This is a genomic window from Pedobacter cryotolerans (genome assembly GCF_005116475.1).
Lineage (GTDB): Bacteria > Bacteroidota > Bacteroidia > Sphingobacteriales > Sphingobacteriaceae > Pedobacter > Pedobacter cryotolerans.
Genome location: NZ_SWBO01000009.1, coordinates 1 through 17830, shown reverse-complemented (window position 1 = coordinate 17830; position 17830 = coordinate 1). Strand labels below are relative to the sequence as shown.

The 17830-nt window shown below is 36.9% G+C and carries 8 protein-coding genes and 1 pseudogene; all 9 read right to left on the bottom strand.

Annotated features, from left to right (window positions below; all coding sequences use genetic code 11):
* Positions 1-256: 256 nt before the first annotated feature.
* Positions 257-2605 carry a T9SS type B sorting domain-containing protein gene (locus FA045_RS14300; protein ID WP_136877767.1) on the bottom strand — a complete coding sequence of 783 codons (2349 nt, stop codon included), beginning with the start codon at positions 2603-2605 and terminating at the stop codon, positions 257-259.
* An 81-nt stretch (positions 2606-2686) separates the two neighbouring features.
* The gene (locus FA045_RS14295; RefSeq protein WP_136877766.1) at positions 2687-3193 is read right to left on the bottom strand and encodes a hypothetical protein; all 507 of its coding nucleotides are present in this window, start codon (positions 3191-3193) and stop codon (positions 2687-2689) included.
* A 9-nt stretch (positions 3194-3202) separates the two neighbouring features.
* On the bottom strand, positions 3203-6289 hold the full coding sequence (locus FA045_RS14290; protein WP_136877765.1) for a hypothetical protein: 3087 nt from the start codon (positions 6287-6289) through the stop codon (positions 3203-3205).
* A gap of 84 nt (positions 6290-6373) precedes the next feature.
* Positions 6374-8527, bottom strand: coding sequence for an autotransporter outer membrane beta-barrel domain-containing protein (locus tag FA045_RS14285; RefSeq protein ID WP_136877764.1), 2154 nt, complete (start codon positions 8525-8527; stop codon positions 6374-6376).
* A 638-nt stretch (positions 8528-9165) separates the two neighbouring features.
* Positions 9166-9708: a hypothetical protein gene (locus tag FA045_RS14280; RefSeq protein WP_205943162.1), complete on the bottom strand. Its 543-nt coding sequence runs from the start codon at positions 9706-9708 to the stop codon at positions 9166-9168.
* Between the two features lie 18 nt (positions 9709-9726).
* Positions 9727-13626 (bottom strand): beta strand repeat-containing protein, encoded by a 3900-nt coding sequence (locus tag FA045_RS14275; protein WP_136877763.1) that lies wholly within the window; start codon positions 13624-13626, stop codon positions 9727-9729.
* A gap of 162 nt (positions 13627-13788) precedes the next feature.
* A complete protein-coding gene (locus FA045_RS14270; RefSeq protein ID WP_136877762.1) occupies positions 13789-15069 on the bottom strand; it encodes a hypothetical protein in 1281 nt (426 codons plus the stop codon).
* Positions 15070-15294: 225 nt separating this feature from the next.
* Positions 15295-15795, bottom strand: coding sequence for an OmpH family outer membrane protein (locus FA045_RS14265; RefSeq protein ID WP_136877761.1), 501 nt, complete (start codon positions 15793-15795; stop codon positions 15295-15297).
* Between the two features lie 198 nt (positions 15796-15993).
* A pseudogene (locus FA045_RS18900) lies at positions 15994-17830 on the bottom strand (collagen-like protein); the annotation flags it as partial.

The following is a 17830-nucleotide window of genomic DNA, read 5'->3' as shown; positions in this document are numbered from 1 at the left end:
ATGCATACCCATTTTCAATTAAAGTGCCACATACTAAAGATTGCTTTGAGACCTTGTTTAGGTGGTTTTTTGAACTTTTGTAGATAATTATTTGGGGAGATATAATTTATTTTTGAATAATTTGGGAAAAAAAATCCCCACCACAACCATATTACTAAATATATAAGCACTGAATTACACAAGTAAATTATATCGTATACCCCTAAAAAAGAAAAGCAACCCATTACAGATTGCTTTTCTTTTTTGCTATTTATTTTTAGTCTTTTAACAAAGTAACCCATTTAATAAAGGTTATCCATTTCCCTGTTTTGTCTTTTAAGCTAAGTTTATAATAGTAGGTACCTTCATTTAATCCTTCTCCACTCCAATTTTCTTGATAAGCTCCATTGCTATACCACACCTCATTACCCCATCTGTTAAATACCGATAAAGTATTTTCTGGATAAGCTTTTAAGCCTGGTATTTTTAGCACGTCGTTTTTACCATCTCCATCTGGTGTGATCACGTTTGGCATACGTAAACCAAATATTTCTTTATCAACTGTTGAGGAGTTGTTTGCTAAATTAATATCCTCTTCTTTACTGCCCACCGTTGCAGTATTAGTAATTAATCCAGCATCATCAGTTTTTACTTTGATGGTTAATACCACATTTGCGCCTACGGCTAATTGACCAATATTCCAGCTAAGAGTTCTCGTACCTGAGTTAAAAGTAAAAGTTCCATTATTCGTACTCGCAGATACATAAGTTAATCCAGCTGGCAGAATATCCGTAGTTAATACTTCTGTTGCTAAATTTACTCCGATGTTTTTCACATTTAATTCATACGTAAACTCCTCTCCTATTGATGTTGAAGCAATTGGAGTAGTTTTAATGATGCTTAAATCAACCTTTGCTGCATTTGGAATTGGCGTTACCGTTGATGTATTGTTAGCTGGCACTGGGTCTAACTCTGCACCAGCAATAACTGCTGTATTGGCATAAGGCCCAACAGCATTAACTCTTGCAGTAATCGTCATAGTAGCAGTTGCTCCATTTGCAAAATCACCAATCGTCCAAGTGCCTAAAAGTTGATTAAAAGAGCCCGCAGTAACCGTAGAGCTGATAAATGTATATCCAGCTGGCAGCATATCTGTTACTTTAACATTTGTTGCATTATTTGGTCCAGCATTATTAACCGCAACTGTAAATACAACATTATTACCAATTGTTGGTGCTGCTATATCTACTGTTTTTAACACGCCCAAATTTGCTTGAATGGCACCCGGAGTTGGCGTAACAGTTGAGCTATTGTTGCTTAAATCAGGATCAGTTTCTGTACCTTCAATTGTTGCTGTATTTGCATATAAACCAGTAGCATTTACGGTAACAGTAATCGTTAATGTTGCACTAATTCCGTTAGCCAAATTTCCAATCGCCCACATTCCAGTTACTAGATTATAAGTACCTGAGCTAGCTGTAGCGCTTACATAAGTATATCCGCTAGGCAGCAAATCTGTTACCGTAACACCACTTGCATCTACAACACCATTATTTTTTGCAACTATGGTAAATATTAAATTGTTACCTATTGTTGGTGTTGTATTATTGACTGTTTTTGTCACCATTAAATCAGTACAATTAACTGTTTTCTTACTAAAAAATGCTGTTGCATCTACTGTAGTTGGCAAATTAAAATTGTTGCCAGTATTAATGCTAATCGGATTGCCACCATTTGTACCCGAGCAAGACTGCGACCATACACCTGATGTTATTTGTTGACTAACAAAAGCTAACTCGTTATTGAAAGCGCTTTCATTTGTACCGCTACCGTTAGTGTTTGTTGCTGAGTTATGCTGTAATGTTACCGTTGCTGCACCTGCAACATTACTTGTAATTTGCCAAGTACGTTCCATACCTTTAGTAACAAAGGTTGTTTCTATTGCTGCACTTGTTGCATAATCTTTTACTTGTGCACTGATATTTCTTAATGCAGCATTGTTAGTTACAGTTGCGGGAGTATAATCTGAACCTGCAATACTTACTGGATAAATGAAACTTCCATTATTGGCAATACCTTCTTTTGTTAAAACTCCTGTACCATTGGTTACTACATGTTTACTTACATCGTAATTTGATAATGACGCCGATGCACCAAGAACAAGATTGAAGTTATTTAAATAGATATGACCTTTGGTAAACTTAACTTGGTTGGTAACTCGGGCATTACCTGATAAAGAAAGTCCATTGGCGTTATCTAACTCTATATTTAGTAAAGATGGATTATTTCCACTTGTAAACCCTCCATTTAAAGTTTGTTGTAAAGGGTATCCTGGATGATTCGGATTATTCTCTTTAAAAATAATGGTACCAGTACCTATTTGATTATTTCCTGGTAATGCTATAAATGTTGCACCTGGATCTACAATCATATTTTTCCCATAGAATATCCCCATAGCACCATCTTCTATATAAACTATTGCATTTGGACCAAATGTTACATCGCCATACCAAGTTACTGGTACGCCTGCATTGATATTGAAAGTGGTATTGATATAAGTTGGTGCCTGCGCAAAACCTAATAAGCTAGATACACTTAGCAATAATAATAGTAGTATTTTTTTCATTTTTATGCCTTAATGAAATTCAAAGAATGAACTTCTTTATTAAATATTTGTAAATTTGATTTATTACTTAAGAAATTAACTCTATTTCCAATAGTTCCAAACGCTACCATCAAACACAGCAAGCGATTTTGAAACAGTGTCATAACACAACATACCTGGGTATGGAGTTTTAACATTTAAATGTGGATTAGCTACGTGTGGCAAAACCAATGCTTTATTTGTAGCTTCTAAAACAAGTATGCCATCGGCTGTAGTAGTTTTGTCTCCAATAATTGTCTTTTTGCCATTATCTACTGTACCACTATAAGGTACAATGGTTGTAGTATTACCAACTCCAGAAAGTTCAAGCCAATACCCATTCTGGTAAATTTTAATTTTTTTATCTGTTTTATCTAATAAAAAAGTTCCATTTGCCGGTGTTGTAGGTAATGTTTCTACCGATGGAAGGATAATTCCTTTGGTGGTACCATTAGCAAACTCCAAAACCGAACTTGCACTTGATGAGGTTTGCTTTTCTATTGCTGTTTGTGCTTTTGACACTAAACTTCCTGATATACTCAATATCATTATTAATAAAACCCTTTTCATAAAATCTATTTAAAACCCACAAAATTTCTCTAAACATTTCCAAACTGTACCGTTATATAGCTTTACACAATTAGCTGATATATCGTAAATCAACATACCTTCTAGTGGTGATGTAATGGCGCTTGTATTTGCCACTCTAGTTATTACAAAACCTTTATTTTTCGATTCGATAGCAATAAACCCGTTTGGTACATTAGTTGGCCAGCCATTAGCAAAACCCACCAAACTAGAAACACCTGTTTTAGTGTAACCATCTGGCGTACCTGGAGCAGCTGTATTTGTGCAACATGGGTTAGTTAGGTTATCGTAGGCACTTCCTACGCCTTGCCCTACATCGCTACCAATATCTGCTGCACCACCAGTGTTTACAATTATTGGCACTCCGTTGGCATCTACCGTATTTCCTAAGTTTTGATTAGCAGCTGTGGAACCGAAGCCTACAGCAACCGTTCCAGAAGCAGTTACCAAATGTGCATTTGTGACATTTTCATTTCCTTCTAATGCATCTACACAACCATCATTATCACTGTCTAAATCTAAACTATTAGGTATTCCATCTTCATCTAAATCTCCACAAGAAAATAAAGATATTGATCTCATACCAACCCCTCTAACTTCGGTTGGGTCAGCATTAGCAGTATAAGTAATTACCAATGCTCCTGTTGAGGGAATACTAGTAGGCAAAGTGATAACAATATTAGTTTTGCCAGACATAGTTCCAGCAGAGGTAACAAAAGGAAATGAATTGGTATTAACACCAGCCCCATTATTTGCAGAAAGAATAGGTGATGTTGTATCATTCATTGTGGTAGAATTTATTGTGGCATACACTGTACCTGCATAAGAAACGGTAAATGTAAAACCTCCACTAGCTGCATCCTGCAAGGTTCTTATCCAATAGAAATCGTTTATATTTATAGAAGAACCACCAACAACTCCTGTTAAATTTTGTGTTACAGTTGAAACTGTAGCGGCGTCTCTTCTAAATTCTAATCCATTTGTATTTAAATTTATTCTACCAGTTGGAGATGCCCAAGCACCTGATGCGGCATAAGTTCCACCAACTGTCCAACCAGTAAGCGTATTGATATTACCTCCCGTTGTTGGAAAAACGCCATTTGATATTCTTTCATTTGATCCGCATTCATCGCTATCTAGAATTCCATCATTATCATCGTCTAAATCTGTTTCATCAGCAATACCATCTTCATCAGAATCTATTACCACTCTAAATTTAACTTCTGCTACTCGGCTGTCATTAATTAATGCGCCAACATCAGGATCTGTATCTCTCAATTTATAATAATACGTATATGTACCTGGCGCTAATCCGGCTGGTATAGTTAAAGTTCCATTGTCGTTAATTGTTGCATTTGCAGGTGTCCAAAGTTCATACAAACGATCAACTGTAATGGCTGATATACTTGTTATGGTAATGCCTTTATAACTATCATTGGCAAATATAGTAGGAAGTGTACCCCCTACATTAGAAATTATTGGCGTAGCTGTAAAATCATTATCGCCAGCACAAAGCGGCGCTAAAACGGTAATTTCTTTTGTTGCCGAATAACAATCATTAACCGAACTGTAGAAAGCTGCGTATACCTTTTCTGTTCCACCTAAATCGTCAATGTTTGTAACTAGATTGTCGTTAGTTGCTGGTGTAGCAGTATGCCATGTTAAAGTTACCGTTGCCGCAGCAGGTTTGTTTGAAGCACTAAGCGTACTTAAAAGCGCTTTAGTTGAACCACATGGAATGCCATAAGCACTATTGGCTACAGAATAATTAGTAGCAGCATTAATAATTGGTGCGGCAGTACCTGCTGCACAAGCCGTAACCCCAAACCTATTGGTTGTATTATTTGCTGAATTGGCATTACCAATCATAAATTGAAATTCTCCATTTGGTGTACCATCGCTTGTTCCAGAGGTTGTACTTTCGCCAACTGTACCCCAACCTAAAGGAAGTTCTTTTTCTGGTGCATTAGAACCTACAATGCCTTCGTTTTTACTCAACTGAAAAGTGATGTAGGTTCCTTCAATCAAATTACCGCCTTCTGGAAAGTTAAAAACCCCTAAATTGTTTACAGGTGCTCTAGCTATTACTATGCCGTCGCTAATAGCATTTACCCAAAGTGTTCCTGAGGTATTCCAAGTACCTGCTCCATTTACACCTCCTGTTAAACCATTATTATCTATATAAACTGTACCTGTAACTGCGGGCTTTGCAAGAGGCATTAAAGCCATAATAAATGCAGAAGCAATATGTATTTGTCCTGTGCCTGCTCTCGTAAAAGTAACTGTTGGATTTGTACCTACTGGATATGTACGATATCCTATTATGTGCGAAAGACCATCTGGTTCATTAGGATTTAATGAGACATTGTTAACCGTAGAAGAGTTTGTAACCACATTGCTCATGTTAGCAGTGCTTGCCCAACCAGAGGATAAGCTAATTATTTCACTTTCTGAACTGTTTCCAACAGCTTGATAAATAATTTCGGTTGCGCTGCGCCCAACTGGGTTAGCGGGTACTACACCAGTTGCTGTTACTAATGTTGTACCCGTTGGCCCTGGATCAAAAGTTGAAGAATTTTGTATTTGAACAATACTCTTTACATTCTGGTAAACTGAAACAATTACAGACATTTCGTCTGATGCAGACTCAGGAAGGTTTAAATTTGGCAATGTAATGGAAGTATTTCCTGTTGGCAGTCCATCTTGTTCACTAAAATATCTATAATATCTTGATGTTGTAAGTCTTGTATTCGGAAAAGCAGATATTTTAGATGTAAAACCAGCTAAGCCATTAATTACAGTTCCACCAATTGACACTTGTACAGATGTATTATTATCTATACCATCTGCGCCTGCTGGGAAATTACTATTTAGTGGGTCGTGGAATCTTTCTATCACTACACTTACTACCATGACTCTATTATTTCCTGCTGGGATGTTGTAATTAAAGGTTGGCGCCCCAGTTAAGCCAGAACCAACAGCAAAGAACTTAGCAGAGCCAATTAAAGTTGGCACTTGTGCAAATACCCAAATTGAGCATAACATTGCGAAACAAAAGGATATTATTTTTTTTAACATTTTTTTTTGAACAAACTGTTTAGTTATCTATGCTTCGATAATCACATAATGAATGCGCTTCACCTTAATATATAAAACAAGAAATTAATTAGCTTTATTGAATAGTTTTTCTAACCGCTGTAATCTAGCCTTAGTATCTTCAGCATCTTTTTTAAGCTTTTCAATCTCGTTCTGTTGTGCATCTATCTTATCTTTTTGCTCAATGGTATGCAAATACAATTCTTCAATTTTCTCTAAACTTTGAACCGTTAATTTTGTCATATCGAAAGTATAGCCATTGTTTGCCTTTCTCAAATCAGCAATTGAAGTTACTCCTGGTAAATGATGTTTAGTCTTAATGAAATCTCTTACGTAGTTTAAAGACTTAAACTCATAGTTCGGATTGATCTCAGATTTACCAGCGAAATATTTCTCAAATACATAATCTGCATAAACACTACTTGCCGTATAATAAGAACCTGTGGTGCTTACATTGCCTTCGATATATAATTTTGGATTATGGGCTGTAACTTCTGCTGATGGAATACTTGCGCTACTTGCAATACCTATCGCTACACTTCCTGTATGATAAATTGGATCTGCATTTAAGTTTGATTGAAGCGCACCGCCTTGAACAAACCATGGCTCTACGGCTAAAACTGATTTATCAACAGATCTTAAAACCCCTGCATTGTCAGCAATAACAACTTTATCTGTAGCTGCTAAAGTGTGTGTTGCAGTAATATCTCTAACTCTTACATTTCCAATACCAACATCTAGTTTTTGTGTTGGCGATACTGTACCAATACCTACAAATTTATCAGTGGTTTGAGGTTGTAGTAATACATCTGAACCAGCCACAGCTGTTGATAAAGTGATGTCACTATTACTTCCTTCTGTACTTATCTCAATGACGCCATTGGCTTCATAAGCATGTAAACCTATAGTGCCACTTTCTATATACGTATATACACTTCCACCTCCTAAACCAGAAAAATTTAAATTTGTTGAATGAGGAATATTTACCGTTCTATTGGCACCAGCGGTAACCGTACCATTATCTTTATAAAGGTTGATGTCTGATGATGCTGATACTAAGGCAGAAGTAGCTACAGCTCTTAAAACGCCAGTATTATCGGCAATAACAACTTTATCTGTTCCTGATAAGGTATATGCAGCATTAATATCACGCACACCAACATTACCTGTTACCACATCTAAGCGATTTGAAGCTGTTATAGTTGGTAAAGCTGTGCCACCTGTAAAGTTACCTAAAGCAAGTGCACCATTTTCACCATATATCCAGTTACCAATGTTTAATTGATTATCTAATGCATTTTTAGCCTTGGTTTGCGAGCCTAAAAATAAGCCAAAATCTCCAGAAGTATAATGATCACTAATTGGGCCCGTAAGTCTATTACCTGCCTCGGTACCAAAAAAAGTATTATAATTACCAGTTGTTAGAGCACCACCAGCAGCCACACCAAAGCCAACATTATCATTTCCTGAAGCCAACACAGTTAAAACATCATTTCCCATCCCAATATTTTTATTACCTGTAGCTACTTTCAATACAGCAGCACCTAATGATATGTTCTGACTTCCAGTAGTTACCGCCTGCTGTGATTCAATTCCGATAGCATAATTACCCTCACCTGTGGTTACTGCACTTAAATTAAGTCCACCAATACCAATATTACCTCCACCAGTTCCGTTAGGATTATTACCATAACCTATAGCAATGTTGCCTGGGCCTGTAACTTTAGCTAATTGGTTTCCACCTCCTATAGCCACATTTCCTAATAAGCCAAAAGGACTTGGGCCAACTGATACACTATTCATTGCTCCTGCTCCAATTGCAATATTATGCGTTCCCAGCATGGTAGAACCATTTGAACCAACACCAGCATCTTCTGAAATATGACTAGTTCCAATTCTACGAACATCGGCAGAAAATGAAGTAAGTAATCTAATCCATTTTGTTTCTGCAGAACTCCAATAATAATAACCTGGTGTTACATTATTGGGAGCAACACCTGTGGTAGCAGTGTTGAAAACAGTAAGCGCATCTGCAGGTGAGTTTATTGGAGCTGAAACAATTAAACTAGTTAATGATACACGTGGCACCAAAAAGCCTTTATTGGTAGATACCATATCTATTACTGATGATGGAGCAGGATTATTGGTACCAAAACCCTGTTGAGCTTTTGTTAATTGGAAGAGGGTAATGAATGATATCAATAGTAAAACTCTTTTCATAATTATATTTTAACCTTTTGGTTATTAATTTTATTTCTTTGGAGATAATTGCTTTGTTGTTTTCAATTAAAGTGCCAGTTGATAAAACCGCTTTTACAGCTCATATAACAAAATACATCACCCAATTTATGGGGAGAAAGAATTTATAAATCTAAAAATCGGGAAAAAATTTCCCCAAGAAACATCATTGTATTATCGTAATACCAATCTCATTTCTTTAGTTTATTATTAGCCTGAATTCGATAATTACTCAACGAAATTATCATTGTAATAAGTCTATTTTTCGTAGGGTCGTGATGCTGATCCTCTAGGTATAGGATTTATTTCAGCATCTATTCCGCATGAAAGACCCTAAAATAAATTCAGGGCAACGAACAAGCTAACCCAAATCCTAGTTTAAACCTTTAAAACCAATGTTTAATTAGCGTACTCAGATTATTAGCCAAAAGTCTGCTTTATACAAACTTTTGTCTACTTTAAATTGTGTTATTTTCGTAAAATGCCGCTAGCTTTGGAACAAGCTTATGTTAACGCAACTTTATTAAGGTGATCATTTATTTGATGGCAATACTACTGCAAACAACTTCGAAATAACTTCAATGTAGCCGATTGTTAATTTATTTAAATCAAATCCATTACTATTTCCAATAATTCCATAGTTTACCATCATAAACCGCTAATGACTTACTTACGGTATCGTAACACATCATTCCTGGATATGGGCTTTTAACAGTTAGGTGTGGATTGGCTACTTTTGGTAAAACCAGTGCTTTGTTAGGTGATTCTAATACTAAAACACCGTCAACTGGCCCATCAACATAATTTCCAGATACATCTACCACTTTTGTGGTACGAGAACCAATTATGGTTTGCTTGCCATTATCAACCGTACCACTATAAGATACAATAGTTGTGATATCTCCAGTATTTGATAGCTCTACCCAAGCCCCATTTTGATACATTTTAATTTTTTTATCATTCTTGTCTAATAAAAATGTACCGTTTGCAGGTGTTGTAGGCAAAGTTTCTACAGCGGGCAGGATGATTCCCTTTGTAGTGCCAGCAGCAAAATCTAACACAGAAGAAGTGCTACTTACCGTTTGTTTTTCAATGGCTGTTTGTGCAATAGCATTTACTGTAAAAAATGCAGCCATAATGATGACGATTAAATATTTTTTCATTTCATTAATTTTAAATAATTAATTACAATTTTTAGCTAAACAGTTCCACGTTGCGCCATTGTATAACTTAATACAAGCAGCTGAAATATCGTAAACTAACATTCCTTCTACTAAATCTGCTGTTGGAATATCTGTAACATTTTTTACTCTAGTTATAACAAAACCTTTGTTTTTAGATTCGATAGCGATAAAACCATTTGGCACATTGCCTGGCCAGCCATTGGCAAAACCTACCAGGCTTGATACGCCAGTTTTGGTATAACTATCTGGAATACCTAAAGTTGGTGGTTTAGTACATGAAATTACATTAACCGCCGTTGTAGGACTATAACAAAGTCCTGAACTATCATAGAAAGCAGCATAATAGGTGGTGCCCACAACAATTGCGGAACTATTTGCAAATTTATTAGCAGTAGTAGCTGGAGTTGTAGAATGAATGGTAATTACAGTACCCGCTGGTTGATTACTTGCAGATAATAAAGCAATTAAATCCCCCACTGTAGCAGGGTTAGAAGTAATATTGGTACTTGCTAAAGCTGGTGCCACAGTTCCTGACTGACAGATTGGTGTAATAGAGTTAGCACATACATTTATTAGCGCTCCTCCGTTTCCACCATTGCCATTGATAGTTAATTCAGTAAAATCAGACGCGGAAGACACCACAAAAACGGCACCCCCTCCTTGGCTACCAAGAACGGTGTTAAGTCCTGAAACAATTTGGTTACCACCAATTACAGTAGCATCACATGCTGATTGTAAACTAATAGAAACTGCACCACCGTTACCATTGAAGATAAAATTTTCATTTTGCCCATAACCAGTTGCTCCAACATAATAAATTAAATTGTTTACTGGTTTATCAAAAACAAATTTTAGTGACCATGGATTAGTGCTTCCCAAACCTCCACCACCACCAACAGCTATTGCTCCAGTAGGGACAGTAACTCCACAACCAATGAAAGGACTTGTAGAATTACCTGCGCTAACCACGCCTGTGTAAGATGTAGTAATATTAACACCATTAGAAGTAAATGTTCCGCTTCTTACTAAATTCACACCACCTGTGCAGGTAACACATTGCAGAGATTTTGTTTTGTCTTGCGAATCTCCAATCGCTTGTCCTGTAGTTGCAATGATAGGTACTCCTAAAGTTGCAGGTGAATAACTAATTGTATTACCAAGGTTTTGGGTAACTGGTGTAGTAGAAAAACCATTATACGTTCCGCCAGTATTACCTCCAGACATAGAAGAAGTAACTAAATCTGTAGCTGTAAAACTACCTGCTCCTTCTACAGCATCGCTACAACCATCACCATCACTATCTAAATCTAAACGATTAGGGATACCATCTAAATCTGTATCTCCTGTACCTTCTGCGGTATCTAAAATACCATCGTTATCATCATCAAAATCACAGTTATCTGCAACACCATCGCCATCAGAATCTGGATTAGATGTAGTTATGGTACAATCTGGCGTAATAGAAGCTGCACATAATGCCATTATTGAACCTTGTGATCCACCTGCTCCATTTATAACAAGCTGTGTAAAGGGACTTGGCGAAGTTATAACAAAAACACCACCACCACCACCAGTACCAGGTGCAAAAGCACCAGAAATAATTTGGTTCCCTGTAATAGTAGAATAACAAGATGATTGTGCCGCAATACTGACAGCGCCACCATTGGTATTAAAAATGAAATTTTCAGTATTAGATGAACCGTTACCACTACCCGTTGCTGTAAGAAATACAACAATATTGTTTACAGGCTTGTTAAAATCTAGTTTTACAGTCCAAGCTCCTATTCCTCCAACTCCTAAAGCACCTGCAGGTGTTGTTGGTGTTCCGCAATCAGTTGTATAAGCATTTGCATAGGTTCCAATACTTCCAGAAGTTGTGGAAGTTACAGTAACCCCGTTTACCGTAAATGACCCACTTACTGGAATATTCCCTCCGGTTGTACAGGTTACACATTGTGCAGATAGGAGTTTGTTCTGCGATTCCCCAACAGCTTGCCCTGTAGTGGCTATTGTAGGTACACCTAAAGTTGCTGGCGCATTACTTACCGTATTGCCCAAGTTTTGAGTAACAGGTGTAGTGGTAGAACCATTAAAACTTCCGCCAGCGTTGCCACCTGGCATTGAAGAATTGACCAAATTGGCAGAGGTAAAATTACCTGCGCCTTCTACTGCATCTGTACAGCCATCGCCATCACTGTCTAAGTCTAAATTATTTGGGATTCCATCGACATCTAAATCTCCACAAGAAAGTAAAGAAATTGATCTCATACCAACACCCCTAACTTCAGTTGGGTCAGAATTAGCAGTATAAGTAATTACCAATGCTCCTGTTGAGGGAATACTTGTAGGCAGAGTGATAACAATATTTGTTTTGCCAGACATAGTTCCAGCTGATGTGACAAAAGGAAATGAATTGGTATTAACACTAGCCCCATTATTTGCAGAAAGAATAGGTGATGTTGTATCATTCATTGTGGTAGAATTTATTGTTGCATAAACTGTACCTGCAAAAGAAACAGTAAATGTAAAACCTCCATTGGCTGCGTCTTGTAAGGTTCTTATCCAATAGAATTCATTAATATTTATAGAAGAACTACCCATTACTCCTGTTAAGTTTTGTGTTACAGTTGAAACTGTAGCGGCGTCTCTTCTAAATTCTAATCCATTTGTATTTAAATTTATTCTACCAGTTGGAGATGCCCAAGTACCTGATGATGCATATGTTCCTCCTACTGTCCACCCAGTTAAAGCATTGGTGTTACCACCAGTTGTTGGAAAAACACCATTTGATATTCTGTTGGTACCCATACATTCTACGGCATCTAAAATACCATCATTATCATCATCCAAATCGCATCCATCAAAAACACCATCTCCATCAGAATCAATTACGCCACAATTAGAATCTATTAAAATAGCAGTTGTTGGGCTATAACAAAATTCTACCCCATCATAAAAAGAAACATAATAGGTAGCTCCGGGTGTAATAGCGGTAGCATTTGTATATTTATTTGCGCTGTTGGCGGGTGTAGCAGAATGGATTGTAACAGTTGTACCTGGAGGCTGATTACTTGGTGTTAGTGATGCGATTAAATCGCCAATTGTTGATGGGTTTAAAGTGATATTGGTACTTGGCAAAGCAGGAGCATTATTTCCAGCAACACAAGAGTTTGCAGAACAAATTTCGCTGACTAAAGCCGTTAAATCTGCAGCAGAAATAGAAAAATTTGAGGTGTAGTAATATGCTCGTGGTGTGGTTTTACTTCCTTGTGGATCATTTGGATTGGCATCCATGTTTGCCACATCAGTAAAATTACCGCCTAAAGAAGCAATTGCTGCAGCAGCACTATTTGCTGTTATTGTGTTTTGCTCATTTGGTCCTCCTTTTAATACAACAAAATGGGCATTTCTGTTTGCCTTAAAATTATTGTAGTTCTGAAAATCATCACCCAAAATTGGATTTATTAAAGAAGAATAAGGGAAGAAATCTCTTTCAGCATCTGTAAAGAAAAATACAACAAGTCTGTTTCCTGGTGTTCTTGTAAGAGTCTTCTGTGTACTTATGATTCTGGTACTGGCAACTCCATCAATGGCATTACCAATTAAACCTAATGCTGAATGAGCTTCGTCGTGATAACCTACATCGTTTACTGGAGTAGGACTTGTACTAGTTCCTCTTCTTTGAAAATTATTAGCCGTAACTGCATTATTGGTAAAATCGGATTCAATGAATAATCTATTGGGTCTTGATCCATCAGAAAGGAAAGCTTGCCCATAATGCACTACTGCTACCCTATTTTTAGATGGGTCACAATTAATAGTAGCACTAATAATTTGTCTGGTAGTGGCTTCCATTGCAGTATATTCTGATGCAGAGATAGATCCGCTATTGTCCATCCAGATAATAACATCAACACCCCCTTGGGCGCTAAGATTATTGCTGAACAATAGCATGAAGACAAAAAGGAAGCTTATCTTCAAAGTTTTATACATATTAAATTTCATGGCTAGTTTCTTGTGTTCTTAATAAAAAGAACAGAATTTTGAAAAATTAAAGAGTTAATTAACTTTACGAGTTAATAATTTTTCTATGTGCGATAAACGAATTTTCATGTCTGAAATTTCTTTCTGTTGTGCGTCTATCTTATCTTTTTGCTCAATGGTATGCAAATACAATTCTTCAATTTTCTCTAAACTTTGAACCGTTAATTTTGTCATATCGAAAGTATAGCCATTGTTTGCCTTTCTCAAATCAGCAATTGAAGTTACTCCTGGTAAATGATGTTTAGTCTTAATGAAATCTCTTACGTAGTTTAAAGACTTAAACTCATAGTTCGGATTGATCTCAGATTTACCAGCGAAATATTTCTCAAATACATAATCTGCATAAACACTACTTGCCGTATAATAAGAACCTGTAGTGCTTACATTGCCTTCGATATATAATTTTGGATTATGGGCTGTAACTTCTGCGGCAGGAATACTTGCGCTACTTGCAATACCTATCGCTACACTTCCTGTATGATAAATTGGATCTGCATTTAAGTTTGATTGAAGCTCACCGCCTTGAACAAACCATGGCTCTACGGCCAAAACTGATTTATCAACAGATTTTAAAATTCCTGCATTGTCAGCAATAACAACTTTATCTGTAGCTGCTAAAGTGTGTGTTGCAGTAATATCTCTAACTCTTACACTTCCAATACCAATATCTAGTTTTTGTGTTGGCGATACTGTACCAATACCTACAAATTTATCATTCGTTTGAGGTTGTAGTAATACATCTGAACCAGCCACAGCTGTTGATAAAGTGATGTCACTATTACTTCCTTCTGTACTTATCTCAATAACGCCATTGGCATCATAAGCATATAAACCTATAGTACCACTTTCTATATAAGTATAGACACTTCCGCCTCCTAAACCAGAAAAATTTAAATTTGTTGAATGAGGAACAGTGACCGTTCTATTAGCCAAAGCAGTAATGCTACCATTATCCTTATAAAGGTTGATGTCTGATGTAGCTATGTCAAGCAATCTAACCCATCTACTACCTGCTACGCTCCAGTAATAATACCCAGGTGTAACATTATTGGGCGCTAATCCAGCCGTTGCTGTATTAAAAACAGTTAGTGCGTCTGCCGGGGAAGTTACTGGCGAAGCAACTATAGTACTTGATAAAGCTATGCGAGGTAATAAGGCCCCTTTGTTACCTGCAACCATATCTACAACAGCCGATGGAGCTGGAGTGCTTGTACCAAAACCCTGTTGAGCTTTTACAACATTAACCATTCCTATTGCAACTATTACGAGAGGAAATATTTTAATCAATTTTTTCATTTTTATTTTGATATACTGCTTGTTATCTCAAAACGAGTTAACACAAGTGAAACCTTTTGCTATGTTTAATATTTACTTAAGTCGAGAAGTTCTACTAGCACTTATTTATGGAGTAACTTTTATTTTTTATAAAGAATAGATCCTTATACTTCCTCAAACTATTTGTAAACCTTTTAACATTATTGTAACCTAATATTTTAATATCGACTTAAAATTATGATCCATTTATTTGGATTTTAATTCGTTTATTACTTGATTGGTGATGTCGGATAGAGGATTAACATATAACATTCCTACCGAAGCATTATCTATAACCTGCATGTATTTTAATCTTGAGGCTACGGCTTTAATGGCATCCATAACTTTATCGATATATGGCTGTTGTAGTAATTGTTTATATTCTAATAATTTTTTATTAGAAACATCTGCGTAGCTTTTTAAATCTTTCTCAGAAGCTTGTGCATCTGCGATGGCCTTATTGGCTAATTCAGATTTAGCATTTAATTTATACAAACTATCAGCAACTTTAATCAATTGATTTAGGAAGAGTTGTTTTTTATTGTATTCTGCAGCATAAACAGCAGTTTCTTTAGCAATCAGCGTATCTGTTTTTGCAAAAGCTGGTACGCTTAACATTACCTTTTTACTATTGATAACGGCCAATTGCGCATTACATTGATCAACCGAAAAAAACAAGGCTAGCGTAAATAGGATTAATTTTTTCATTTGATTAAATCGATTACAGCAACTTAATTTTAATTGATAAAAAAGAGGGCAAGATCATTAGAAAATCTTATTTATGCGTAATCCAATCATCCCTAAAAAGTTTCGCATCCCTCTTTTTTTATTTTTAACTGCCCACCCTGTTGGGTAGGCAGTTGTATTTTTTTTTAAATTCTACTAATGATATACCAATTTGTACCATCAGATTGGAATACCCAACCTTGCCAAGGCAATGTACCTGTTACACCAGTACCTTGCAGCATTACCATCAATTGTACCACCAGCAGAGATTACTTGAGCCTCATTTGCAGAACTGTCAACTTTTTTAACGTTGTACCTTTTACCTTTAACAGTTGTTGCATCTGGAAGTGTAATTTGAACTAAACCAGCACTAGCATCTACTAAAATGGTTTCATCAGTTATTGCAGCAGTTTTTGAGCCAACCGTTACGGTTACCGTACGTATAGCCGCACTAGTAGAGCCTGCAACGGTTTTTAATACACCATCTCCATCAACTACCACTTGCTTATCGGCAACATTAGCACTGGCTAGTAAACCTTCAAAACGTACCGGATTTGCTGTTGCAGAAACATGTAATTTGTTGTTTGGTGCTGTAACTCCAATACCAACATTACCAGCATTATCGATTAACATTCTTGTTATTGTCCCTATATCTCCAACAGGAGTTGTTCTGAATAAAATTTTACCCGGTGCAGATGTTGTACTAGGAACGCCATCAGTTTCAAAGGCTACTTCAGCACTTGGCGCAAAGGCCAATAAAGGTGAAACTAACATAGTAACAGGGTTAGCGTTGATGAATGTTCTTCCTCTTATTCCTCCAAGCCTCGTACCATTTGCAGTTACAACTGTTGGAGCTGCAATTGTACCGTAGCCTCTTATAAAATCTAGATCAATATCATCATCAGCAGGGCTATTTAAGTATCTACTAAATACTACATCTTTACTATCCTCTGTAGCTACTTGAAACTTAGCTCCAATGGACGGTGTAGCACCGATACTAACGTTACCTATAACGTCTATAGCCATTCTTTCGATATTATTTGTTCTAAATCTCAAACTTGCAAGATCTGTTGTTCCTAAAAAGTTAATATTTGAATCGGTACCTGTATTTCCTGTAATATGCCAATCATTTGAATTTAATGTTGATGAAGGCAATGTTTTTAAAATACCACCTGGACTAGATACAATCAAACTATCTGTTAATACACCTAATGTTAAACCGGTGATAGCTAAAGTATTGCTACCTGGAGTAGTATTAGTTATAATGGTTGTTTTTGGTTCAATTAGCGTTCCACCTAAATTGATTGTATTTGCAACTTTTGTTAAACCATTATCTGCTAAAATATTGTCTGCTCCATCAGCTCCTGCTGGCCCTTGTGGACCCGCTGGACCATTAATGTTTGTCCATGTATTGGTCGTTGGATTGAAAACCCATGTTCCGCTATCGTTGGTAACAATCGTTACACCTGTTCCAGGAGCACCTGTCGCACTTGATCCTGGGATACCTGGGGTTCCAGTTGATCCTGGTTGTCCTTCTACTCCTACTACACCTGGGTCACCTTTGTCTCCTTTTGGACCGTTAATGTTTGTCCATGTATTGGTCGTTGGATTGAAAACCCATGTTCCGCTATCGTTGGTAACAATTGTTACGCCTGCTCCAGGAGCACCTGTTGCACTTGATCCTGGGATACCTGGGGTTCCAGTTGATCCTGGTTGTCCTTCTACTCCTACTACACCAGCATCTCCTTTGTCTCCTTTTGGACCGTTAATGTTTGTCCATGTATTGGTCGTTGGATTGAAAACCCATGTTCCGCTATCGTTGGTAACAATCGTTACACCTGYTCCAGGAGCACCTGTCGCACTTGATCCTGGGATACCTGGGGTTCCAGTTGATCCTGGTTGTCCTTCTACTCCTACTACACCTGGGTCACCTTTGTCTCCTTTTGGACCGTTAATGTTTGTCCATGTATTGGTCGTTGGATTGAAAACCCATGTTCCGCTATCGTTGGTAACAATC